The 25,316-nt window shown below is 51.6% G+C and carries 19 protein-coding genes and 1 riboswitch; of the genes, 10 read left to right on the top strand and 9 right to left on the bottom strand.

Features of this window, described 5'->3' with window-relative positions:
• Positions 1–2: 2 nt before the first annotated feature.
• The 4 genes from CFX1CAM_RS08755 to CFX1CAM_RS08770 form a co-directional block, all read right to left on the bottom strand.
• Positions 3–1,220 carry a DUF3048 domain-containing protein gene (locus tag CFX1CAM_RS08755; protein WP_162287677.1) on the bottom strand — a complete coding sequence of 406 codons (1,218 nt, stop codon included), beginning with the start codon at positions 1,218–1,220 and terminating at the stop codon, positions 3–5.
• A gap of 109 nt (positions 1,221–1,329) precedes the next feature.
• Positions 1,330–3,213 (bottom strand): bifunctional homocysteine S-methyltransferase/methylenetetrahydrofolate reductase, encoded by a 1,884-nt coding sequence (locus CFX1CAM_RS08760; protein ID WP_087862658.1) that lies wholly within the window; start codon positions 3,211–3,213, stop codon positions 1,330–1,332.
• Positions 3,214–3,231: 18 nt separating this feature from the next.
• A complete protein-coding gene (metH, locus tag CFX1CAM_RS08765) occupies positions 3,232–6,756 on the bottom strand; it encodes a methionine synthase (protein WP_087862659.1) in 3,525 nt (1,174 codons plus the stop codon).
• 94 nt (positions 6,757–6,850) lie between these two features.
• Positions 6,851–6,963, bottom strand: a riboswitch (SAM riboswitch).
• Positions 6,964–6,994: 31 nt separating this feature from the next.
• Positions 6,995–7,849: an acetate and sugar kinases/Hsc70/actin family protein gene (locus tag CFX1CAM_RS08770; RefSeq protein WP_157891811.1), complete on the bottom strand. Its 855-nt coding sequence runs from the start codon at positions 7,847–7,849 to the stop codon at positions 6,995–6,997.
• A gap of 228 nt (positions 7,850–8,077) precedes the next feature.
• On the opposite strand from CFX1CAM_RS08770, the gene CFX1CAM_RS08775 reads away from it, so the two are divergent.
• The 9 genes from CFX1CAM_RS08775 (at position 8,078) to CFX1CAM_RS08810 (ending at position 16,469) form a co-directional block, all read left to right on the top strand.
• Entirely contained in the window at positions 8,078–8,485 is a 408-nt protein-coding gene (locus tag CFX1CAM_RS08775) for a hypothetical protein (RefSeq protein ID WP_087862661.1), read from the top strand.
• A 23-nt stretch (positions 8,486–8,508) separates the two neighbouring features.
• A complete protein-coding gene (gene selA, locus CFX1CAM_RS08780; RefSeq protein WP_087862662.1) occupies positions 8,509–9,882 on the top strand; it encodes an L-seryl-tRNA(Sec) selenium transferase in 1,374 nt (457 codons plus the stop codon).
• A gap of 46 nt (positions 9,883–9,928) precedes the next feature.
• Positions 9,929–11,167 carry a M24 family metallopeptidase gene (locus CFX1CAM_RS08785; RefSeq protein ID WP_087862663.1) on the top strand — a complete coding sequence of 413 codons (1,239 nt, stop codon included), beginning with the start codon at positions 9,929–9,931 and terminating at the stop codon, positions 11,165–11,167.
• 12 nt (positions 11,168–11,179) lie between these two features.
• On the top strand, positions 11,180–12,214 hold the full coding sequence (gene tsaD, locus CFX1CAM_RS08790) for a tRNA (adenosine(37)-N6)-threonylcarbamoyltransferase complex transferase subunit TsaD (protein WP_087862664.1): 1,035 nt from the start codon (positions 11,180–11,182) through the stop codon (positions 12,212–12,214).
• Between the two features lie 184 nt (positions 12,215–12,398).
• Positions 12,399–12,608 carry a transcription initiation factor IIE subunit alpha family protein gene (locus tag CFX1CAM_RS08795; protein ID WP_087862665.1) on the top strand — a complete coding sequence of 70 codons (210 nt, stop codon included), beginning with the start codon at positions 12,399–12,401 and terminating at the stop codon, positions 12,606–12,608.
• A 45-nt stretch (positions 12,609–12,653) separates the two neighbouring features.
• Positions 12,654–13,076 (top strand): OsmC family protein, encoded by a 423-nt coding sequence (locus CFX1CAM_RS08800; RefSeq protein WP_087862666.1) that lies wholly within the window; start codon positions 12,654–12,656, stop codon positions 13,074–13,076.
• Between the two features lie 191 nt (positions 13,077–13,267).
• A complete protein-coding gene (locus CFX1CAM_RS11425; RefSeq protein WP_157891812.1) occupies positions 13,268–13,411 on the top strand; it encodes a hypothetical protein in 144 nt (47 codons plus the stop codon).
• A 255-nt stretch (positions 13,412–13,666) separates the two neighbouring features.
• Entirely contained in the window at positions 13,667–15,169 is a 1,503-nt protein-coding gene (locus CFX1CAM_RS08805) for a M1 family metallopeptidase (protein ID WP_087862667.1), read from the top strand.
• Positions 15,170–15,269: 100 nt separating this feature from the next.
• On the top strand, positions 15,270–16,469 hold the full coding sequence (locus CFX1CAM_RS08810; RefSeq protein ID WP_162287678.1) for a M23 family metallopeptidase: 1,200 nt from the start codon (positions 15,270–15,272) through the stop codon (positions 16,467–16,469).
• 148 nt (positions 16,470–16,617) lie between these two features.
• Here the strand turns inward: CFX1CAM_RS08810 and CFX1CAM_RS08815 are convergent, their stop codons facing one another.
• The 4 genes from CFX1CAM_RS08815 to CFX1CAM_RS08830 form a co-directional block, all read right to left on the bottom strand.
• Positions 16,618–18,009, bottom strand: coding sequence for a LysM peptidoglycan-binding domain-containing M23 family metallopeptidase (locus tag CFX1CAM_RS08815; RefSeq protein WP_162287679.1), 1,392 nt, complete (start codon positions 18,007–18,009; stop codon positions 16,618–16,620).
• A 237-nt stretch (positions 18,010–18,246) separates the two neighbouring features.
• Positions 18,247–19,902, bottom strand: coding sequence for a M23 family metallopeptidase (locus CFX1CAM_RS08820; protein ID WP_087862670.1), 1,656 nt, complete (start codon positions 19,900–19,902; stop codon positions 18,247–18,249).
• Positions 19,868–21,394 carry a LysM peptidoglycan-binding domain-containing protein gene (locus CFX1CAM_RS08825; protein ID WP_162287680.1) on the bottom strand — a complete coding sequence of 509 codons (1,527 nt, stop codon included), beginning with the start codon at positions 21,392–21,394 and terminating at the stop codon, positions 19,868–19,870. The genes CFX1CAM_RS08820 and CFX1CAM_RS08825 overlap by 35 nt, the downstream gene beginning before the upstream one ends.
• Before the next feature lie 4 nt (positions 21,395–21,398).
• The gene (locus CFX1CAM_RS08830) at positions 21,399–22,583 is read right to left on the bottom strand and encodes a polysaccharide deacetylase family protein (RefSeq protein WP_087862672.1); all 1,185 of its coding nucleotides are present in this window, start codon (positions 22,581–22,583) and stop codon (positions 21,399–21,401) included.
• A 111-nt stretch (positions 22,584–22,694) separates the two neighbouring features.
• On the opposite strand from CFX1CAM_RS08830, the gene CFX1CAM_RS08835 reads away from it, so the two are divergent.
• Positions 22,695–23,819 carry a polyheme membrane-associated cytochrome C gene (locus tag CFX1CAM_RS08835; RefSeq protein WP_157891813.1) on the top strand — a complete coding sequence of 375 codons (1,125 nt, stop codon included), beginning with the start codon at positions 22,695–22,697 and terminating at the stop codon, positions 23,817–23,819.
• Positions 23,820–23,886: 67 nt separating this feature from the next.
• Here the strand turns inward: CFX1CAM_RS08835 and CFX1CAM_RS08840 are convergent, their stop codons facing one another.
• Positions 23,887–25,212 (bottom strand): ferredoxin reductase family protein, encoded by a 1,326-nt coding sequence (locus tag CFX1CAM_RS08840; RefSeq protein WP_162287681.1) that lies wholly within the window; start codon positions 25,210–25,212, stop codon positions 23,887–23,889.
• Positions 25,213–25,316 lie beyond the last annotated feature (104 nt).

Here is a 25,316-nt window from a genome sequence, read left to right on the forward strand (position 1 = left end):
GGTCAGGGCATTAAGAACGTAAATGACCAGTGATCTGCGATCGTATCCACCGTGGAATACAGACCAAACACGACCACCCAGGTGTTGCCAGGCTTCAACCTGAAGGTTTCGCCAGAATCATCGATCAATTGAATAGGTTGAGTCCGGCTGGGCGTCTTCCACGTAATTTCATACGCCTGTCCATCGCGAAACGCAATCGCCCTTTGCCCAAAAGTGTTATCCCAAATGGCCATATCGTGCAGGGTTGGTGCATGTTCTATATGGCTGACAAAGATGACAACGACGTTAGAAAATGCGAGTTGTTCGTCTGTAATGCGGTCTACCAGTGGGATCAGGTCAATGACTTCGCCGCTCTCATTATCCGTCCAGCGCAGATAGTCCCCGCTTTCCTCATCATATCGCCATTCCTCAGGGTTGACCGTAGAAAATTGGGTCGTAATGATATTGGCAGTTTTTCCACCCTCTGGCACCTCGGGGTCAAAGGCCATTCCTTCCAGCAGATAACGTTGCTGAACAACACCTCGATCGGCAGCGATTTTGGTCAGTGCTTCAGAATCGCCAAAGACACTGGTGACCAGCATCCGACCGTCATCACACAAGCCGGGGCACAATTCTTTGCTGCTGATCATCCGGTTGTCGAGGATATCAACAATATGCTCTCTTACGGTAATATAAGCGCCTTCCATCCCTAAAATGCCTTCGTAAAGGCTCACCAGGTAGGGGTCAATCATCCTTCCAGAACGGACCGGACCGATCATATCCGCATCTTGACCGTAAAAGAGGGCGATAAACCGGTTGCCCCCCGAACCAATATAATACTCAAACACCATATCCGCAAAGGAAAGTCCAGCGTGCGGTCTACCTGAAATCGGCTGATTCGCAACCTTAATGAGAACCGGCCGGCGATCTAGTATCGAGGGATCATCCACAACCAGGCCGGTTAGGGGATTTACATTTTCCGGAAACCCAACCGGTCCCACCGGGTACAATTCGGTCACGGGCGTCTCCGTAGCCGTCGCTGTGGCCGTGGGCACAACGACAGTTGCTGTTGAAGTTGGCACAGGTTCCATCGTGTTGGTCGGCATCGCGGCCAGTGTTTGGGCTGCGTAAGTTGGTGCCAGTGAAAGATCAACGGAAGTCGTGTTCCCGTTACAGGCAGCCAGGGTGAGGATCAAAACAGCCAGGATAAACCACTTAATTTGCGGTTTTAATTTCATCATTTTGTTCACCTCAGGTTCATAGTTACCAAGATATTCATTCATAAAACAAACAATGTTGAATTATATTCTTTAAATTGAAATTCGCAAATCACACGGTCGACTATTGAAATCAGGTAACTTTTTCTCCTCTGATTTTGTCGATAATCTCTGCGACCATGTCAAATCTATTGAAAGCTGGCATGATATACACCCCTTGATAAACTGAGCGCAATTCATCAATTAATTCAACAGCAATACGCACACCTTCCTGCACCGATGCCTCGCCAGCTGCAGACATGCGCTGCTGAATTGATGCCGGAATTTGGATGCCTGGAACTTCATGATGTAAAAAGCGGGCATGTCGATCGGTAACCAGCGGCAAGACACCCGCCAGGACAGGGATATTTTTCCATTCGATCTCTTGTTGACAACGATGGAAGAAAGCGCCTGCTTTTTGAACGTCAAACACCGGTTGGGTCATGAAAAAATCCACACCGGCATCGATTTTTTTCTTAAGCACACGAATTTCTTGCGCCGGATTATTCGGCGTCAGATTCATCGCAGCACCAATAAAAAAGGAAGTTGGCTGCCCAATCAACCCTCCGGAATGATCCTTGCCGATATTAAATTTCTCTTTAATCAGCCGGATTAACCCGGTGGGCACCAGATCATAAGCATCGTTAGCATCCGGATAGTCACCAATTGCGGTCGGGTCACCCATGATCACAAATACATTGCGTATGTTCAAAGCGTGGGCTGCCAGCAAATCGCCCTGCACGCGCAGCAAATTGCGCCCCCGGGTAGGGAAGTGCAGGGTGGTTTCAATATCAAATTTTGACTGGATCAATTGACACACCGCCCAGGCACTCATCCGCATGCGCGCCATCGGGCTGTCGGCCACATTGATCACATCAGCGCCGGCATCGGCCAGCAAAGAGGCCCCAGCCAGCAGTTTTTGCGTGGAAAGGCCTCGCGGTGGGTCCATCTCAACGGCGATGACGAACTTACCTGCATCCAACTTCTGCGCTAAATGCGAACGATCCTCTGCCGGCTCTTGCACCACCTCAACCGTGGATTCAAGGACCGAGACGCCGTTCACCAGATCCTCTTTCGAGGTGTTTGCCACTGCTTTCGTCATCATCGCAATATGAGCAGGGGTGGTCCCGCAACAACCGCCGACCACATCCGCTCCAGCCCGCCAGAAAGAGAGTGCGTAATCATGAAAATAATCCGGACCAGCCGAGTACATGATTCGCCCCCCCACCTTTTCCGGTAAGCCAGCATTTGGCATCACGGAAAAACGCCCTGAGGGCACAGCGCTTTTCATCAAGCGCAAGATGTGCAAAAGTTGCGCCGGTCCGCCCGAGCAGTTTACCCCTATCACATCAACTCCATATTCATCCATCCGCTGGGCAACTTCCTGGGGCGTATTGCCCAATAAGGTTCGCCGATCCAGGGTAAAGGTCATCGAGGCAATCACCGGGATATCGGGGTCCACATAACGCGCAGCATTAACCGCTGCCTTGACCGCGTAAAGGTCTACCATGGTTTCAATTAGAATCAAATCCACGCCAGCTTTTACCAGGGCAGAAATCTGTTCCACGTAGATCTCAAAGGCTTCTTCGGGCTGAATGCGACCAAATGGCGCCAGAGGCATCCCCAGGGGGCCCACGTCACCCGCAATCATCACATCTCTGAAGGACGCCATGATCACACGCTGCGCCAGGTTGACCGCGGCGACATTGATCTCTTCCACCCGGTCAATCAATCCATGGCGTTCCAGCTTGATGCGGTTCGCACCAAAGGTGTTGGTTTTAATGATCTCCGCACCAGCCTGAATATACTCAAGATGGATCTCCGCCACCGCAGCAGGCTGGGTGAGGTTCAATGCATCAAAGCAAGCATCAATTTTAACCCCCCGATCATGCAAAAGGGTTCCCATGGCGCCATCCGTGACAATCGGACGATCTGAGCTGATTAATCGGTTTTTAAATTTGTTTACGTTTTCACACATCTGAATTTCTCCTGTGCTTTATTTCAACAGATGTTCCACCCGGCTGAGTCCCACATTGAAGTACTTTGCATCCGGGTGATGCACGATGATCGCCGCTGTGGACTGCTCAGGCACCAATTGGTAGGCAGAGGTCAACCCCATGCCCAGGGCTGATTCTGCCGGCAAAAGGTCAAATACTTTACGATGATCCTTCAATTCCGGGATAGCCGGGTAGCCCCATGAATAGCGCTTTCCGCGTTCCGGCTCCAAGTTTAATTCGCGGCGAATATGCGCATGCAGGTAATCCGCGGCAGCTTCAGCCATCTGCACAGCCAGGCCATGGCGATAATAGGCTTCAGTGTACATCCCTTCCGCCTCCAGTTCGGTGTACCGCTGTGTGGCTCCATGCCCTACAGTGACCACCTGCAGCGCCACCACATCGATCAGCCCGGTATCCCTTGGCGCGAAATAATCCGCCAGGCACAACCCATCAGTTCCCTCCTGCCTGGGGAAAATGAAGCGTGTCAGCTCTTCAGGTTCACCTGTTTGCACGCTTTGCGGGTCGTAAATCAGCAGCGCATTTCCCTCTGACTGGCAGGGCCAATACCCATAGACACCCTGGGGTGTTAACCACCCCTCTTGTAGAGCCGATTTTTCCATCTGGATCAGGCGCTGGTCAAATTCGGTTTTTAGTGCCTCCCAGGCTTCGCCATGTGCATTTTTAGCGCCCCACGAAAGTCGATAAAGCTCGTTAATCGAGAGGTGCTCAGCCACCATCGCCAGGGGCATATTCTTCACCACACGCGGGCCCCAGTGAGGCGCTGAAGGCAGGTTCTTCAAAATCGGCACCGTCCTGCTCCTGTGTGCATGCGATGGGGTGGACTTGCTGTCCAATGCCCTGCCAAGCTCAAAATCGGCAGCTTTGCGGGTTTTTTCCAGCAATTCAGATCGTTTATCTGCGTTCATCAACATATCCATCGTCACCAAGCCCTCAAAGGCATCTTTGCAATAGAAAACGCCCGCTGGATAATAGTGCCCACTTTCTGTCAGAAGGATACGTTTGCCAAAGCGGGTGTTAATGGCTGCGCCACCGATCAACACCGGTATCTCCAACCCGCGCCGATCCAATTCATTGATAATCTGCGGCATCTGCCGGCTGGTGCTCACCAGCAGCGCACTTAGCCCAATAGCATCAGCTTTTTCCTCCACCGCCTTGGAAATAATCGTCTCGGCAGGCACCTGTTTACCCAGATCAATCACGTCATAGCCATTATTCACCAGAATGGTTTTGACCAAGTTTTTTCCGATATCGTGTACATCGCCGTAAACCGTCGCTAAAACCAGCTTTCCCTTGGAAATGCCCTGTTTCCTCTCGAGGAAATTCTCCAAATAGCTGACTGCAATCTTCATCACCTCAGCGCTTTGCAACACAAAGGGCAAAATCAACTCGCCAGAGCCAAATTTGTCGCCCACATCCTTCATAGCGGGCAGCAAGGTGTCGTTCAGGATCGCCACTGCGGTTTCGGCTTTCAGCCTGTGTGGATCTCGTGCCAGGATTTCGTGAATATCGGCTTCTACACCGGTTTTATGACGATGCAGAATGCGCCAGTGCAAACGCTCTTCCGGTGAAAGCCTGTCCAGATCGATTTTCCCGCGCTCCTGGTCATCACCGCTGTCTTCGACGTTCTCGAAATACGTAACCAGTTGGGATAACGCCTCCTCGTGCCGATTGAAGATCAAATCCTCAGCCAATTGCCGTTGCTCGGGCAGGATTTCGGCATAGGGTTTTATATGCGCCGGGTTTACAATCGCCATGTCCAATCCCGCTGCAACCGCATGATAGAGCATCACGCTGTTCAAAACTGCACGTGCCGGGCGCGAAAGCCCAAAGGAGATATTGCTCACACCCAATACCGTCAGCACACCCGGCAGTGAAGCCTTTACACGGCGGATGCCCTCCAGGGTTTCCAGCGCCGAATCCCTCAGTTCAGGGTCACCTGTTGCCAATGTAAAGGTCAACACATCGTAAACCAAGTCCTCAGGGCGCAGACCGTGTCCATCAACGGCCAGGTTATAAATCCGTTGGGCGATTTCCAGTTTGCGGTCCGCACTTTTCGCCATCCCGGCTTCATCAATCGTCAGGACGATGATGGCTGCGTTAAACTTCCTGGCCAGCTTGAAGATCTGATCCGCGTTCTCTTCACCCGATTCAAGGTGAGTTGAATTGATCAGGCAGCGTCCAGGGTTGGCTTTTAATGCTGTTTCAATAACTTCCACTTCGGTGGAATCAATCACCAATGGCACCGGTACTGCGTTAGATAGCTTTTTGACCAACATTCGCATCTGTTCAGCCTCATCTGACCGTTCGGTCAGCGCAACGCACAGGTCCAGCCCATGCGCGCCGCTCTCCACCTGCTGGCGCGCCATCTCAATGATCGCATCAATTTCGCCATCCATAATCAGCTGCTTAAACTTGCGCGACCCCTGGGTATTCAATTGCTCGCCGATCAGAAAAGGAGCCGGCTCCTGCACCATGTTCACCGCCTGCACCGGGGACGCCAACTGCGCCAGCGGTGCAGATGCGGGCAACCATCGCCGATCACGGTCCAGCCTGGCATCGATTAACGCAATGTGATCCTCTCGAGTGCCGCAGCACCCGCCGATGACGCGCACGCCAAATTCGTTCACAAATTCAAGCAACAGGTCAGCAAAGGGCTCCGGTTCCATCGGGTAAACCGCTTGCCCGTCCACATTCAGCGGCAAACCGGCATTGGGAATACAGGAAACGGGTAAATTAGAATGCTCAGTCAGGAAGCGGATCGGCTCACGCATGTAATCGGGACCGGTAGAGCAGTTCAGACCGATTACATCAATGTCCATCCCCTCCAGGATTGCCAACGCCGCAGCGATATCCGTCCCCATCAGCATCCGCCCGGTGGTATCCAGCGTGATCTGCGCCTGGATGGGCAGCACCTGACCGGTCTCTGCGTAGGCAGCCCGGATGCCCAGAATGGCAGCTTTGACTTCTAAAATATCTTGTGCTGTCTCAATCAACAATAGATCCACGCCGCCATCAATCAACCCCACAGCCTGCTCACGAAAGACGTCCACCAGAGCATCAAAATCGATATCCGACATGATCGGGTCTTCGCTCGAGATCAGCTTTCCGCTAGGCCCAATCGAACCTGCCACAAAGCGCGGCTTTCCTTGTGTGGTGTATTCATCAGCTAATTTGCGCGCCAGCCGTGCTGCAGAATGATTGATCTCAGCCACGCGCTCCCCCAATCCGAATTCACCCAGTGTCAGCCGGTTAGAACGAAAGGTGTCCGTTTCAATCACATCGGCGCCGGCTTCCAAAAAAGCACGGTGGACCGTTTCAACAGCCTGCGGGTAGGTGATCACCAGGTAATCATTACACCCAACAGTGGCTTCACCACCGAAATGATCTGCTGTCAGGTTCTGCCGGTCCAGGTTGGTACCCATGGCGCCATCGAACAACAAGACGCGTTGCTGAAGGGCATCTAAATATGCCCGGTTGCTAAAGATTTTTTTCGCTTGCTCCATGTCGGGTCCTTTTGCTGAAAGGATTACAAAAACCTTGCTAATAAAAACATTGCCTCTCAATGGATGAGAGGCGATGATGGTTGCATTTCATTTCACCTCATCTTCCAGAACGTCCCAAATCGGGGTCTGCCGGAATTGGCACCTGCATTAATCTCTGTGGTTGCCGAGGTATCATCGGGCCGGTCCCTCCACCTCTCTGGATGAGTCACTAATGAAGAAGATCTTATCACATTTGAAATTATGAGTCAATCCGGTGCAGACCCCCGTGATATGTTTCTCGTTTCATCACATCGATCACACCTCTGGCTGTTGCAAAGCCGGGATGTTCCGGCATGATGAAGCTGCGCTGGTAAAACTCACCCACCAGGGCAATCTCTTTTTGAATTGAGACTAAATCCATCGTGTGTCCAATCAGGATGATGTCGTGTAACCCGGCGGCATTTGCGGCGTTGATGGCAATTACAGCAATCACCTGCGCCACCAGGCGAACCAGCCCGGCAGCCAGGTCCTCGCGAGTAAAATCCTTGCGGTCGATCAATTTTCCCAGGTTGACCGCGTTAGCATTCGCCGGAAGCTTGCCGACCTCACCGCCAACGGCCTCGCTGACCATAATATCAGCGAGATTGGCATCACCTGCAAGCGCCAAAGCGTCAATTTCATCATAATCTGCTGTTCCCAGGATCAAGTTAGCAAGCCCGAGTACTGTTCCCCCACCGACAGCAGATCCTGTCACATGCTGAGCTGAAGTGCCTCGGGCTGCCACCATTGCTGTGCCCGTTCCGGCGCTGACCACCAAACCTTCCTCAAGACCTGCTGCGACCAGCCCACCCAGCCCCAACGCGCGCATCTCATCCACTTTTAATAAATGAAACCCATCCAGCACAGGGGGCAAAGCACGGTAATGACCGCCTGTTACACCAATTCTCACATCCGCATTCAGGGCATCGCCGACCAAATTCAAACAGTGGCGCACCTGTTCTGCAGCCGACAGGCGCAGGTTTTCCAGTTTATGCATGTGCATCTCGTCGCCATCCAGCCAAACCAAATCGGTATTTGTCGTCCCCATGTCTACAGCGATAAATTTCGCTTTCATCATCTGCTCCTGGTTAATCATCAGCCTGGCTAGATTTTACCCCTTTCCATCGGCTGCGCGAATAGAAGGAGACCAACTCCTGCGCACGCCGGTCTTTTTTTCCTCCGAAACGAAGCGGAGAAGGGACTAAGCAGCGCAATCAAATGAAAGCCTGATTTGGCGAACAGCGGTCAAAACCATCCACACCCTCGCGTTATGCGTTACAATAATTAAGGTAAGGAGATGACCATGAAGTCTGAAGAAAAACCATCCTTTATTAACAGCTTTTTACCCCTTTCAGTGGTCCTGACTCTGATTGGATGGGTGGGGTTGATCATTGTCGTCCGCCATACCCTGCCCACGCTCGGGCCGCGCTGGCTGTTCTTTTTTTTAATTGTACCCGCACTCACCGGGCCAGCCATTCCCGTCAGTTTTTACCTTAACCAACGTTTCCCCAGCACTCCCCCCGTAGAGGGGATGGTCATCATCCGCCAGGCGTTGTGGTTTGGCATTTACGGAAGCACAATTACCTGGATGCAACTCGGTCGGGTGCTGACACCCGCCCTGGCAGGGATCATGGCTGGGGCTTTCATCCTGATCGAATTTCTACTGCGTTTATTCGAACGCAGCCGCTGGAATCCAAAAGGCAATCCTTAACCTGAATCGGGGCTAACCTCTCCATGTCTGAACTGAGCCAAATTCCCTCAATCGACCAGCTTCTTAAATCTCGTGAGATGCAAAATCTCCTGGGGATTTTCGGCCGTCCGCTGTGCGTGGAGGCAGCGCGGGCTGTTCTGGGTGATATTCGCACAGAATTCATCCAGCGTCGCAACCCTGTACCAGATCACGCAGGGCTCATCGCCAGGGTCAATCAACAGTTGGAAGCCTGGCTCGAACCCTCGTTGGTCCCGGTAATTAACGCCACCGGCGTTGTCTTGCACACCAATCTCGGACGGGCGCCTCTCAGCCAGTCCACGCGCCTCGCGATCGCACAGGCGGCAGAAGGTTACACCAACCTGGAGTTCAACCTGGAAACCGGTAAACGCGGTACCCGCTCGATCCACGCCAGCCAGATCCTGGCTCGGCTCACTGGCGCAGAGATCGGGTTCGTGGTTAATAACAACGCCGGCGCTGTCTTGCTGACCCTGTCTGCTCTGGCCAGCGGTCGTAAGGTGATCGTTTCGCGCTCGCAACTGGTTGAGATCGGAGGCGGATTTCGCATTCCGGACGTGATGGCTCAATCCAGCTCAGAACTTGTCGAAATCGGCACCACCAACCGCGTTCACCTCCATGATTATGAAAATGTTCTCCAGAATGAGGGTATTGCCTTGGTGATGGTCGCACACCACTCGAATTTTAAGCTGATCGGTTTTCACAGCGAACCCGAACTGGCTGATATCGTCGAAGTAGCCCATCATTACGGCGTGCCAGTGGTGCACGACCTGGGCTCTGGCGCCTTGCTGGATACCGCCAAATACGGTCTCTCTCATGAGCCCATGGTACAGGAATCCCTCGCCGTGGGTTGTGACCTGGTTTGCTTTTCGGGTGACAAGCTCCTTGGCGGTCCACAGGCAGGAATTATTGTCGGAAAAGCAGAGCTGATCCAGCGCATTCAAAAACACCCCCTGGCGCGTGCGCTGCGTTCAGGAAAGTTAACCCTGGCGGGTATCACAGCCACCCTTGCCCACTACCTCAAAGATGAAGCTGAACAAGAGCTGCCGATCTGGCACATGATCGCCAAATCTCTTGACGCCATTCATACTACAGCAGAAAACTGGCGCGAACACCTGGGCGTTGGCGAGGTCATTCCTGGGCGTTCAACCGTTGGCGGCGGCAGTCTGCCAACCGAAGAGATGCCCACCTATATCCTGGCCCTCGACCCGCCTGACCCCGATGCGTTCCTATGCCGTCTGCGCAAAGCTCAGCCGGCAATCATCGCCCGAATTGAAGACGACCGGGTCCTGTTTGATCCGCGCACCGTCCTCCCTGACCAGGAAGCAGCCTTGTGGCACGGCCTCTCGGCATCCTGGGCTGCCGAGCAGGCGCTGGAATAAACCCTGTATCTGCTGAAAAGATCACCACAAAAAAGACAGGAAAACCATGAAAACAGACCTACAAAAGAACCTCACCCAAAACCACGCCGACGCCCTTTGGATCACCGGTCCAGCCCAACACAATCCTTTTATGATGTACCTGACCGGCGGCGGTCATATCACCATGGCTGATGTCATCATCCAGACCGGCCAGGAGCCCGTGCTGTGTCATGCCCCTATGGAGCGTGATGAAGCCGCTAAAACCGGTTTAAAGACCCTGAATTACAGCAAATACCCGATCAAAGAACGCCTGGCAGCAGCTAATGGTGATCGGCTGACAGCCCATGCCCTGCTTTACAAGTCCATCTTCGAAGAGCTGGGATTAACTTCGGGCAAGGTCATCCTCTGCGGTCAGTCTGATGTGGGCAAAATGCATTCCACCGTCAACAAGATCCAGGAATTGCTTCCCGGTCTGTCCTTCCATGGCGACCATGAAGATGCCATCCTGCTGCAAGCCATGTCCACCAAAGACACCGATGAAATTGAGCGCATCCGAAAAATGGGTGCGGTGGTCGTTGAGGTCGTCTCCCGGGTGGCTGATTTTCTCACCAGCCACAGAGTCGCTGACAATCTGCTGATGAAAGAGGACGGCGTCCCCCTGGTGATCGGCGATGTTAAAGCCAGAATCAACCTCTGGCTGGCTGAATTGGGCGCCGAGAACCCCAACGATACGATTTTCGCTATTGGCCGCGATGCCGGCGTGCCCCACAGCAGTGGCAACGCCACCGATCCCCTGACCCTTGGGCAAACCATCGTCTTTGACATCTTTCCTTGTGAACAGGGCGGTGGATATTTCTATGATTTCACCCGCACCTGGTGCCTGGGATATGCACCGGACGAAGCCCAGGCATTATATGACCAGGTGAAATCGGTTTACCAGCAGGTGACCTCCGAACTCGAAATCGACGTGAACGCAGCCCACTTCCAGGAGCTCACCTGCGACCTGTTTGAAGCCATGGGACACAAAACGATCCGCCAGGACCCGACGGCTGAATCCGGTTATGTCCACTCTGTGGGACATGGGTTGGGCTTGCACATCCACGAAAAACCCTGGTTCAGCCAGAAGGACGATCCCACCAATATCCTGGCTCCGGGTTCGGTGTTTACGATTGAACCCGGTCTGTACTACCCTGAAAAGGGACTGGGTGTCCGGTTGGAAGATAGTTATTACGTTACTTCCGCCGGGACATTTGAGAAGTTTATCGACTATCCCATGGAACTCTGTCTGCCCATGAAAAGAAAGTAGAGGTGAACTGCTATGGCGCTTCCACCAGCACGCATTCTTGGCATCGAAACCTCCTGTGATGAGACTGCTGCCGCCGTCATCAGCAATGGCCGGGTGATCGAATCCAACGTGGTCGCCAGCCAGGTTGACCTGCATGCACAATACGGCGGTGTGTTCCCCGAGTTGGCTTCACGTGAACACGTTAAAGCGATTTACCCCATCGTCAATGAGGCGCTACGCCAGGCTTATGTTGACATCAGTGAAATCGACGCAATCGCCGTCACCCAGGGGCCTGGCCTCGCCGGGTCGCTGGTGGTCGGTGTGAATATGGCCAAAGGTCTCTCCCTAGTCGCCGAAAAACCCCTGATTGGCATCAACCATCTTGAAGGCCATATCTATTCAGCCTGGCTTCATCCTGCCGATGTCACACCCCCTCAACCACCCCGTTTTCCCTTGCTGGCGTTACTGGTCTCCGGCGGACACAGCGAACTGATCTTAATGACGGACCACCTTGCGTATCAACGCCTGGGAGGCACCCTGGACGATGCGGCCGGGGAAGCTTTAGACAAGGTCGCCCGCTTGCTCGATTTGCCCTATCCTGGCGGACCGTCGATCCAGAAAGCCAGTACCTCGGGCAAAGAAACCGCTTTTTCTTTTCCCAAAGCTATGCTGGAAGGAAGCTGGGATTTTTCCTTCAGCGGGGTGAAAACAGCCGTCCTGCGAGCCGTTGAAGCTCTGCAGGCTGAGGGGCGCCCATTGCCGATTGAAGACCTGGCAGCCAGTTTCCAGGCAGCCGTGGTCGACGTTTTGGTAGAAAAAACCCTTCTCGCAGCACAAAAATATAAAGTGCGCGAAATTATCGTCGCCGGAGGTGTTTCCGCCAATAAGCGTCTGCGTGAAAAAATTCTGGCTGAAAGCAAATACCCGGTGCATATCCCACCCCTCGCATTGTGCACTGACAACGCCGCTATGATCGCCGCTGCGGGTTATTTTCATTTCATCAAGGAGGATTTCAGCCCCTTTGATATCGACGTCCTGCCGAACTGGCCGCTTTCATTCTCGCATTAAATGTAAACGATTGCAGTTTCAACCATCCTATGAATAACGGGCTCCCACAGATGACACTGATGAAGCGACTTTACAACTCAAGGACAGAGACACGATTGCTCGACAGGCGAACGCGCAATCCAAAAAGATCCACCGCCTGGCGTGCGGGCGCACCCCCTCTCCCGTTCAGGCATGAATACTGAAGATGACGAAGCATATCGAACCTGACCAGCCTGCTGGAATGCGTTCTGACCAGCAAGATGTTAAATCTACAACAAGTTGCAACCCCTATGTGCTCCGGTTCAGCACAGGCAGGATCTGCCCGCGCTGCCAGATCGAAAAGCTGGAATATAACAGTATGTTACAGCTGACCTGTCCTCGCTGCGGTATTGTGGAGGGCGGAGCATTTACCTGATAAAACCAAGTCATCTCCGGTGGAGATTAGAAAGGAAAATAATTTATGGAAAGTAAAGTCGTTTGGAACGGAAACATGTCCTTTACCGGTTTTTCTGAGACCGGCAACTCGATTCCCATGGATACGAGCAAAGCGATGGGCGGCTCCGAGCATAGTTTTCAACCTATGCAATTGTTTGCCATCGGGTTGTGTAGCTGCACCGCCATGGACGTGATCTCGATCCTGCAAAAAAAGCGCCAGGAGGTTACCAGCTTCGAGGTCAACGCCCAAATTGAAAGGGCTGAAGGCCATCCCAAAGTGTTTACCAAGATCCACCTTGAATACAAGGTTACCGGAAAAAACCTGGATCCAAAAGCGGTTGAACGCGCGGTGGAATTATCAGAAACCCGCTACTGCCCTTCAATAGCTATGCTTGAAAAAACTGCCGAGATCAGTAATACCATCACCATCATCGAAGCAGAAGATTAGAACGTCACTCTTCGGTGCCGCTTTAATAAATCGAACCGCTTTTTCAACCTGGTCTGATTCAGCGTAGTCGGGAATGTGCTGTTCAACTTCCCGTAAGGGTGTAACCCGGTATGCCACCAGGCATACAGCCGCAATTAAAATCCCGTTCAACAGGATGATCAGGGACATTCCTCCACCTGGTTCTGAGCCGAATGTCGAATTTAGCAGGCGGGTCAGCCAGTTTTTCGGCGGATGGGCGGTTTTTTCTCAAGCCCGGACACCCATGGCAAAACGAGTCATCTGCGAGCCACCATGGAAAACAATTGCCCGACCCAGACCAGGTTAAAACCGCGTAAGCTGTCTAGCTTTGATGCCATCAGCGCACACTTTCTGTTTTTAATTTCTATTTTCGCATCAAAAGACATTTATGCTCACAAACCCTTCATCCCCACCCTCAGGAGATTTAAGTCATTGGGGCGTTTAATGTCAGTTAACGTTTTGTGCAAAGACAGATCGTCATAAATTATTAATCACAAATGAATTGAATGCTTTTTTAAGAATACGTTTAACAGGCGTCATAAACGGGTAGAATTAGGCTGATTGAGGTCAAAATGAGGAATTATTTACCTATACGAAGTTTTCTTCTGCTCCTGTGCGTCATTTGCCTGCTGGCAGCTTGCTCGCCGGGCGAAGAGATGATCCCCACCCCTTCTCCAACGGTCACCCTGCAAGCAACAGCTACACCACTCCCTTCACCAACGCCCACACCGGAGCCAACGCCGACACCCACGCCCCTGCCCATGGATGGAAAGCAGACACAGTACATCATTGATGCCACGATCAATTATTACAACCGGTTCATCACGGTTTCCAGCCAATCCACCTACACCAATAAAACCACCGTCCCCATCACAGAAATGGTGTTCATCGTCTATCCGACCATCTTCCAAAACGCGATCTTTATGCGCTCCGTCAAACTGGGCGATGGCACGACCATTGACAACTACCGTTGGGAAAGCCACCGCATGGTGGTTCCCCTCGAAATGCCGCTGCAGCCCGGCGAACAGATCAGTTTTATTCACAACTATGAACTGTATATGCCCGATCGCTCAGGCGTCTTCGGGCAAACCGGGCGCCAGTTGCTGCTTTCCTACTGGTTCCCGACCATTCCGCCCTTCGACGCAGAGCAGGGATGGCTGGCTTACGAGTTTTCTCTGGTCAACAGTATGTTCGTTGGCGAACACCAGGTCTTCGAATCGGCTGATTTTGATGTAACCATTCGCTTTACCGATCGGGCTGAAAACTTGGAGATCGCCGCCGGGGCGCTGCCCATCATTGAAGAGGATAGCTACCGCTTTGTGCAGCCCTTAGCGCGCACCTTTGTGTTGGCGATCAGCGACTCTTATCAAATCCTTACCCGCGAGGTTAACGGGGTGCAGATCAGGGGGTTCTCATTACCCGAAGTGATCGAATCCTCTGAGGTTGCGGTGGACCTGGCTGAAAAAGCACTGCGCCTGTATTCTGAGTTGTTTGGACCTTATGAACGGGACGTGCTCAGCGTGGTGCAGGCAGATATGGATATCAACATGGAATTCGACGGCCTGATCCTGATCCAAAGCAGTTTTTACTGGCTCTACCGCGATCCGCCGCGTTCAGACTTGCATATCATCGTCCCTCACGAGGTGTTGCATCAATGGTTCTTCAGCCTGGTGGGTAATAACCAGGCCATGGAACCCTGGCTGGACGAGTCGATTGCCACCTATGCAGAATCCCTGTTTTACGAACGCTACTTTCCAGACGATCTGGAGTGGTGGTGGAACACCCGCGTTTATTCACACTTACCCACCGGCACCATCGATACATCGATCTATGTCGCCGGCGGCGTACCGGAATATTTCAATCGCGCTTACCGACGCGGGGCATTATTTTATAAAGATCTGCGTGAAGTTATGAACGATGAGGCTTTTTTCAGGTTTATGCTGGATTATGCCCAGTCGCACCGCTATAAAATCGCCTCAGGGATAGATTTTTACAACACTCTGATGAAGCACACAGAAGCCAATGTATCCCCCGTTTTTGAGCTTTATTTCACCAACCCGCCAGGCAATCCATAAAACCAGAATAAGTATCACGCTTGAAAACAGACCGTTTTCTTCGATATTAACCGTGCTTGACATTCATATCTTCCGTGATACTATGCTATTAGAGGATAAAATGAACAATCAACCAGATCCTGAGAGCAAAATCGAAGAGATTGACCTTGATAAATCCGAAACAGACTCGCCAGAAAGACCTGGGGCCGAAAATCCGATAAGCGCAGGCTCTAAACTTGTCGCAATGTTCAGGCGTCCAGCCGTGACCCGAACAGCGATGCTGATCATTACAGGGATCGTGTTCACACTGATGGTCTGGGGTGTTGGCTCGCTGATTGTTCACGCCATTATGCCGACGCCAGAACCCACCCCTGTGCCCACGGCAACCCGCGTGACCCTGCCTGCAGGGGTTAGCACGCCAGCTTTTTCAGCCAGCGGGCAATCAACCGGTTTGCTGCGCGGGCATGAAATTCAAATTACCCCCGCAACCGCGGTTGAGGGTCGCACCGAAGTGATCCAATACACCGTTGAAGCAGGCGACACGATCTTTGGGATCGCAGAAAAATTCGGATTAACGCCAGAAACGGTGTTGTGGGCCAACCGTTATGTCATCGGCGACACTCCGGATGGCTTAAGTATCGGCGTGGAACTCTTCATCCTGCCCATGGATGGCGTTTATCACCGCTGGTCCGAGGGAGAGGGTTTAAACGGCGTTTCCTCCTTTTACGGTGTCTCTCCCGATGTGATTGTTAATTATCCCGGCAACAACCTGGATCAAGATCTTGTTGGTGACTATTCAAACCCCAACATTGCTCCGGGCACGATGTTGGTCGTCCCGGGCGGTAAACGACCAACAGTCGCCTGGATTGTTCCTCGGGATAGCCCCGCTTCAGGCAATTCCTATCTCGGTCCTGGCGCCTGCGGAGGCATCCTTTATGGTGATGTCGGCACCGGTACCTTCACCTGGCCGACCACAGAAAAATGGCTTTCGGGCTACGATTACAACCCACCCGTTCACAATGGGCTTGATTTTGCCGGTCGTTCCGGCTTCTCCATCTTCGCGTCTGATTCCGGCGTGATCGTCTATTCGGGCTGGTCGGATCGCGGGTATGGCAATTTGATCGTTATCGACCACGATCGCGGCTGGCAGACCTTTTATGCCCACCTGTTGGATGGTTCAATGCTGCCCTGTGGCAGCAATGTCCAGAAAGGTCAATTGATCGGCTTAATGGGTAGCACTGGAATGTCCACCGGTCCTCACCTCCATTTTGAAATACGGTTAAACGGATACCCGGTCAACCCCTGGCAATTCCTCAATTAAGCGCGTGTTGAATATTCGCTAATTTAATAACAGGAGATGCTCGTCAACGCAAACCTTCTCGTAGCGTTCCCTATGCCCTGCAAGTGAATTGAGCCGTGTCCACCCTGCCTAATGCACGCCCTTTAGGCTGGCAGTGGATCTAAACGACTCATTGATCCAGATCAATCGGGATCATACTTCTACCATCCGGGTTTTCACTGGCCAGGACTGTGATTGGACCCTTTACCAGCCACCCCTTATAAGGTGCCTCACCGCGCAGCGGTCGCCAGCCTGAAAGCACAAACGGCACGACCCCATCCGCCTCGACCCATTCCCCATTATATTTTCGGGCGATATGAATATGCGTCCCGGTTGACCTTCCCCCTTCGCAGGATGGAAAGCCCAACGGATCGCCTGCTGAAACATAAGTCCCCAGCGGAACCCGACCGTCATTGGCAATGTGCAGGTAAAGCACAACCCATCCAGTGCGTTCATCGCCATCGCCATCCAGATCGAGGATCAATAAACCGGTGCCATCTCGCACCACCAGGCCGTCTGCCACAGCGGTTGTAGGCACTGAAGAGGGGAAACAGCCGGTGACTGTCGACGGTGGAGCAAAATCCAGCGCTGCCCAGGGCGCCAGGCTGCCCCAGCCCGTATGCGGTCCACCCGTGAATGCCCAAACCTTGTCCGGCGTAAAGGGTAGCAAAAGCTCAGGTTGACTCAGGGAGCCAGGGATGTGCGGTTCAGCATCCCATGGGTCGCCAAACAGGTTCTGATACGTCAGGCTGAAGCCGTCCGGACCGATCGCCCGGTGAAAATCTGCAACTCCCATGATTTGTGAGAAAAAGTGCTGCAATGCAACACTGGCCGCGTTTTGCCAGGGGTCAGGCCGTACCAGGGAACCATCCGCCAGTTCGAATTCAAGCAGCTCACCGTTTCTCCAGCGGTAATAGCTGTCATTCAGCAGGTTCGAGGCATGTGATAACTGCAGGTAAACCCCTGTCCAGTAATTCGTTTCCAGGCCAAGGATATTCTTTTCAGCAGCAGGGTCGAGTTCGGGTTGAGAAAACGCGCCGGCCAAATACTCCAGCAAAGCCAGTTGCACCTTGGGGCTGATCGAATAGTTCAAGCCGACATAATCAACAATTTCACCTGCGGTGCGCGTGCCACTGAACGCCCAGGCAGTATACGAGTGAATCCACCCTCCAGATTGGGCAATAAAAGCAGAAGCTTCAAAACTCACCGCGTCAGGGCCATTTACAAACACAGCATCCGGAATGATTTGGAACGGGGTTCCCCACAGGGGGCGGTAATAAATAGGAATTTGCATCGGCATTCCCGGCGGCATGGTGGTGGCATCATCGGGGATGATTGGGTTTGCCTTGCGGATTTCACTCTCTGTCGTATTAAAACGAGTAGCCAGTGCGGGGAGCGTGTCGCCCGTTTGCGCAATGTATTCGACCAATTCACCGGGCTCATAAGCTCGACGGGTTGGGAATGGTGTGATCTCAGCAAAAACCTCGACGACAGCTTCATCAACCGGGGTGGGGTAAATCATCGTTGGCAGTGGCGAAGGCGAACACGCCGACAGAATGAATGTTAACAAAAAAAGGATTGAGTAAATCTTCAGGTTTTTCATCACAATGGAGTGGCTAATCAGGCCTGATACATACAAAAACGAACAGAGTCTATCATCAAATTGTCTCAAAAACTCAGCAGATTGATTTTCGCTTACAGAGCTGCTTTTTTCAAGGACATCATATCAAAAAATATCGAACCTTCCCGCTAAAGGTCGCTATTTTTCTCGTTTAATGTGGGTTTCAAAGGTTGCGGCAGTGTTGGCATAAATAATTTCAGTCCCTCGAGTTAGCCATCCTTTGTAGGGCACGCTGCTGGCGCGGGCAGTCCATCCACTGAGTGTAAACGGTAAAGGACCGCCAGCCGGAACCCATTCGCCATTGTAGCGCCGGGCGATATGGACATGCGTACCGGTGGAACGACCGCCTTCACACGAAGGGTGCCCGATTCGATCTCCAACCTCAACCCAGGTGTCCAGCGGGATCCTGTCCTTGGTGGCAATATGCAAGTACAACAGGGTCCAGCCCGTTTGCTCGTAGCCATCACCATCCATATCAATCACAACCACACCATTCTCAGAACGAACCACCCGTCCTGGTACTGAAGCAACCACCCAGACTGGCGACTCGTGGCATCCCGTTTCAGAGCTGGGTGGAGCAAAATCAAGTGCTGCCCACACGTCGGCTGAGCTCCAGGCAGCGTGCGGTCCCCCGGTGAAAGCCCATTTATAGTTTGGCTCAAAGGGGAGGATCATCTCGGGTTGTGCGATATCCGCCGGTATTAACGGCTCAACTTCCTGGGCACGGATCCATGGGTTGCCAAACATTTGTTCAAAAAGGGTAAAAAAGCTCTCTTCAGTATACAGGGCTTGCACCCAATCATCATAGCTGTATAAATCTGAAAATGCGTTCATTAACCCGACCGTTCCCGAGTTCAGTTCCGGTGCCAGGCGCAAAAACTGCCCATCATCAAAATCAATCGCCAGTTTTCTGCCTTCCTTCCAGCCATAATAACCGTCCATCACCCGGCTGGCAAACCAGGCTGCCTGTAGATACAGGTCTTTCTTTGCTTCCATGTAATAGCCCAGGGGGTAGTCAATCGACCGTTGATCCTCGGGGAAACCATAAACCCAGCCCGATCGATATTCCAAAAATGCCAGCAACAACCTGGGGTTAACCGAATACTCGAGCGCAATGCGGCCAATCACATCAGCACCCGAAGTGATCCCGGTCGTTGCCAGGTATTGAGAATGGGTCGCAAGATAACCACCTGCTTCCTCAACGAAGCTTTTGATATCAAAATCGACCGTTGATGGTGAGAATGTCACCTCGCTATCGGGCAGCAACTTACTGCGAGAACTGGTCTCTCCCAGTCGGTTGGGGATGATTAACAGCTGCCCGGGCGGAAGCAGCCCATGATGGTCAATTTCCATGGGAGATTTCACCTCGCCAACATTAACCCCAAAACGCAAACTGACTACTGCAAGGCTGTCTCCGGCGACTGTATAATACAGGATACTTGGGTCATCACTGGGGGGGATATTCCGCGCCTGGGTGGGCAACGGCAATCCAGGTTCTTTCTGAGTTGGCGTTGCTTCTGTGGTTAAGAGAACGGCTTCTGTCGGGGTTTCTGGTGTTGGCAGGCTTGTTTCCGGCACTGAGGAGATCATGCTTTCCGCAGTCGGACTGACCGTCGGCGTTATCACGGGGCCGCTCCACCGGGAAGAATCCGGAGCCAGTACGGGATAAGCCAACCCACCGCCGACAATCCCGGCTAAGATCAACCCCGCCGTTAACAGCCCAAGTGACCGCTTAAGTCGACGCTTAAAATAGCGGTGCCTAGCGCTGGATTGCATTGGTCGCTGTGCGCCCATTCCATGCCTCCAAAACGGTATCTCCTTTCGTCAGATAACCGTCATATTCCACGCCATATCCTGAAGAGACCCAACCATCCATAACAAACGGCAGGTTTCCATCGGCTGCGATCCATTCTCCATTATACCTTCGGGCAATATGCAGGTGCGTTCCGGTAGAGAAACCGCCTTCACAGGAAGGGTGACCAACCCGATCCCCCGCCTCCACATAGGTGCCCACGCTGACCCGATCTTGGGTATCCATATGCATATACAGGATCGACCATCCTGTCTGCCAGACACCATCTCCATCCAAATCTTGAATCACAGCGCCATGCCCTGAATAAACCACCTCACCCGGCGCTACCGCGACCGCCCAGGCATCACTGGGAAAGCAGCCCAGGGCTTCTCCTGGCGGTGCAAAATCAAGCGCTGCCCAGGCAGACCCTGTACCCCAACCGCCATGCGGGCCGCCCGTAAAGGACCAAACTGCGCCTGCCTGAAATGGAAGTTGTAATTCAACCTGTACCAGGTCATCCGGAATAAGGGGTTCAATACCGTGATCAAAAGGATAGCCAAAAAAACGATAATAGGTGGCAAAAATCCCGGTTTCAGAAACCGCCCATCTCCAATCTTCCTCTGTGGTCAGGTGACGCATCAGGTTCAACACGCCGGCTGTCCCTGCGTTTATGGTCGGATCAACTCCGATCATGCTGAAATCAGAAAGCTCCCACATACTGATGGCTTCAAGCTTCCACAGGTAGTAACCTTCATTTAGCAAATTCGCCGCCCATGCCAGTTGATCAAACAAACCGCTGTTCCAGGCGTCATAATAGCGCATGGGGAATTCGAGAGTCTCATCAGGCGGTTCTTTTTCAGTCACCCATTGGCTTTGAAACTCCAATACGGAAAGCAACAAACGGGGATTAACAGAGAATAACAATGCGACTTGCTCCAAGATTTCAGCGCCGCTCATGCGAACATCGTCCACTTCTTCGCTGTAAACCGACAGGTATCCTCCCTGGGCGGCCACAAATTTAGCCACATCAAAATCAGCATTGCTGGGGCTGTTTATCAATTCAGAATCGGGCAGGATCTTAAAACCTGGGGCAACATCTGTAAATGAGGACGGGGGAATCAATAGCACTTGCCCGACTTCAATCAGGTTTTGATCGGCAATATCATTTGCTTCAACGATTTGGTTGATCGAAACCTGGTATTTCTGGGAAATCTTCCGCAGAAAGTCTCCTTGTTGAACGACGTAGGTCAGCGTTTCACTCCTGGGTGTAGGCAAGGTAATGGGTGGATTGGGTGTGGGCGTGGACGCTGTGATAATCGGGGCAATATGCATCTCCGAACTGTTCCCATCCGTGGTGGACACGATAATATTCGGCGCATCCTTGTCGCTGAAAGACGCTTGCCAGGGCTTCGAACCCGGGCCAGGCTGATAACATCCACCCAGAAAAATCAGACTGACCAGCGCAATTGTGATGAGCGTGCATCTGAGCCTCATTGAATCACTCACTTCCTTCAGCATGACAATAATAGTAATAATATTCCCGTTCAGCTTCATCAACACTTCTTGCGTATTCCTTGGCAGCCTCGCTCACCATTACAGCTTCATTCAGCGCCTGAACAGCAGCGGTTGACCAAAACCGGGGCAGTACCAACAAAGGCGTCTCCATGGACATTTCAGGCTCTCCCAGTGGAATCCAGTTGTACATAATTGGTCCGCGCGAATAAACGGTGAATCCGATTTGATATCCTGCTTCAACAGCGATGGCAACCGCCCGCGCATCAAAATTTCCGCCTGGCCACACGTGTGCAATCGGTCTTTTTCCGAAACGTGCTTCGATGGCTTCAATCGGTTGATACAATTCTTCCTTAATCTGCTCTATCGTGGTGTAATCTTGGATGTAAATGTGGTTATAACCATGGGATTGCACATCCAGCCGACCGGTGCTGGCTAATCTTGTCATCGTTTCCCAAACCGAATCGCGGGTACTGTCAGTAGCAATCCAGCCCAGAGTCAGCGTCCAATCCTGCTCTTCCAGGTAAGGCATAAACAGCTCGGTGACGCCAGGTCGGCGGTCATCCAAGATTAACAGCATCGACCGCTCTGGGATTGCCTGGTTGTATTTAAGAAAATCAACCAGTTGTTGCGATGTGATCGTTGAAAAGCCTAATTCTATCGCTGTTTCCATAAAATACTCAAAATAATCCATCGATATTGATGTTGTGTCGCTGATCTGCCGACCAGGACTCACTATTGAATGAAACATAATGGGTACAACAACCGTGCCAGGACTGCTCTTTTCTTCACCCCAGCGATTTTCAAGATACTGGCAAACGCTGGACAGGTATGCCACGGGTGTAACGGCTGGTTTCATTGTTTCAGGAAAAAATCTTTCAGGAAATTCCGGCCCAACGTCGTGTTCAATAGTGCTGATCTTTGTCGGTCTGTTCGAAGGGGTTGGTTCCGGCGTGGCTGAAGTTGTCGGCGTAGGTGCCGGATAAGTCGTTGTGGGAGTACCAACAATCGCAAACTCGGGGACGATCTCGGTATGCACTTCGAGATTATCAGATCTCCCGGCAGTTACCAGGGGGGTTATTTCTTTTGTGCAGCCCTGCAGCCAGGTGCTCCCAATACAAATCATCGCAAAGGCGCCGTATTTTAACAACGCTCTCAATTTTTGTGTCATTTGTCTCTGATTATACCGAATTTACGCCTGGAAATTCGTTTTCAGTTTTCCAGTTTTTCTGGTAAAATGTTTGCTAAATTAACTATCATTCTTTTTTATGGAGAAATGCTGATGAAAAAATCGATTTGGCCTTTACTTCTGATCTTCTTTGTTCTGGGTGGACTGGTTATCCTGCTGGTTGGGAAGGTGATCTTACCACCGCAACCGCGTCCCGAAAGCGTACAGGCGATCAGTGAAAATTGGGCAGAGTCTGCACATGCTGATCGTGAATCCTTCACTTTTAACTATTGGAATGAATACGAACCACCTGAGATACCTGCCTTCTGTGCGAAATGCCATAGTGCGTATGGCTATCTTGACTACCTGGGTGAGGATGGCAGTGAAGCCTTTGTTGTTGATTCATCCGTGCCAATCGGTTCTGTGGTGACTTGTCAGGTGTGCCACAACCCCAGCGCCCACGAAAAAAATGAGACTCTGTTCCCTTCTGGCGTCAAAATTGACATCCATGGCATGAGTTCGAATTGTGCTGAGTGCCACCAGGGCTATAGCTCAGGCGGTGATGTCACCAAAGCCGTTGCCACATTGCCGGAAGACGAGGTTAATGAAAATCTCGAGTATATCAGTGCCCATTACAAGGTTGACGGCGCCCTCCGTTTTGGCGCAGACGCAATGATTGGATATCAATATCCTGGTAAAACTTATGCTGGTTTCTTTCGACATGTTCCGAGCTTTCAAAACTGCACAGACTGTCATGACCCGCATTCACTCCAGGTTACGCCTAGTGATTGCGCCACCTGTCACTCTGTCGTCACTGATTACTCTAATCTGCACGATATTCGCGAGGCTGGTCGTCCCGATTACGACGGGGATGGAAACACCACCGAGGGCATCCATTACGAAATTGCCACCCTGCATGAAGCGCTACACGACGCCATCAAGGCTTACTCCCTTGAAGTTGCCGGTCAGCGGCTTGTGTACGCCTTCCGTTACCCTTACTGGGTGGTCGATACAAACAGCAATGGGGTTGCAGACCCTGATGAGATCAACTATGGCAATCTTTATAAAAACTGGACCCCGCGCCTGGTGAAAGCCGCTTACAATTTCGATCTGATTGTTCATTCTAAGGGTGCCTTTGTACACAATCCTCAATACGCCATCCAATTGCTCTACGATACCATTGAAGATCTGGCTACCGTGATTGATGTCGACATGTCAAACATGGTCCGACCCGATTAAACTTCAGCGCCATTAAAATAAAAAAGGCTGCTTTGGATTCTCAAGCAGCCTTTTTTGGTTATCTCAATCAAGCCATCTCATATTTTTCAGAGAAGATTTTCTTACTCCCCACATCCAGGCTGTGCAAGGCGCCTTCCACAGCCTCAATCATTGGCGTTGGTCCACACAGGAAGAAGAGATATTCCCATTGTTTATAATCAGCAGGCAAATGGCGGGCCAAAATATCAGCGGTAATATATCCACTTTCGCCTTTCCAGTCTTCCGTCGTGTGTTCAAGGACGTGTATCACTTTCAGGCAATCCATTTCTTTTTCAAGTTCAGCCAGTTCGTCTCTGAAAATAACCTTATCCCAACTTGGGCTTCCATAAAAAAACATCACCGGTATACAATGATCACGATCGCGCATGGTACGCAAAATGCTTAATACCGGCGCTGACCCAATCCCGCCTGCAATCAATACCAAGCGGTTGCTTTGATGCTCATCAAGGCTGAAAGTGCCATAAGGGCCATCCACATAGATCCGATCGCCTGGCTTCAAATCCTTGATAGAGCTGGTGAAATCACCCAGTTCCTTAATCGTAAAACTCATCAGACCATCATCTCGATCCGAGCTGGATGAAAATGAAAATGGGTTTTCTCGAAAAATAAAGGGGGATTCTACCGTTATCCAGGCAAATTGACCCGCTTGGAATTTAAATCCGGGATGCCCATCTGGACGCACAAATAAGGACCAGGAATCCCCAAATTCCTTTTCAACATGGTCCACCACGTAGGGGTGTTTTACCATGATAATCGGGCGCGCCACACGAATGTACACGATCACTGCCAACCAAATCGCTGCTAAAACCAGCCAGATGACACGCTGATAGGTAAGCGACAGGAAATAATTGATCCTGAACATATGGAAGAAGGCAAACCCCACAGCCAGCAGGGTCATTGCATCGTGCAACCAGCGCCAGACATCATATCTCATTTTGATATCTTCCCGCCACACTGAAGTGACAATCAAAATCAGCATCGCCAGCACCGAGATCAACGCTGCCCGTGCCCGCCAAGGGGCAGTCGTAAAGTTTAGCAACAGCAAAGTTTCGGGGTTATTAATAATCAATAATACAGGGTGAATCACCGATAAAATCAATGTGGCGATTGACATTTTGTGATGGATCGTATACAGTTTCTCCATTGGAAAATGCCGGGTTATGAATTTCAAGCGTGATGTTGGAATGGTTTGTAATCCCAGCAAGGACATGGTGATAAAGCCCAATGCAACCGAGAAATCTCGCAAAAATTCGCGTGACCGTGGGCGTGGAAAAATGATCAACAAAACCAGGGGTAAAAAGACCAGGATCACATAAAATATCGCCCAGAGCCTTGTATATAAAGACTTTTTCAAATTATCCATCCTTTCTTTTGCATGCTTGCACCCAATACAGGTGATAACAATTAACTTGTTTGATTTTACCTTATTATTTAAAATCTCAAGCATTGAATTCAAGG

The organism is Brevefilum fermentans (genome assembly GCF_900184705.1).
Taxonomy (GTDB): domain Bacteria; phylum Chloroflexota; class Anaerolineae; order Anaerolineales; family Anaerolineaceae; genus Brevifilum; species Brevifilum fermentans.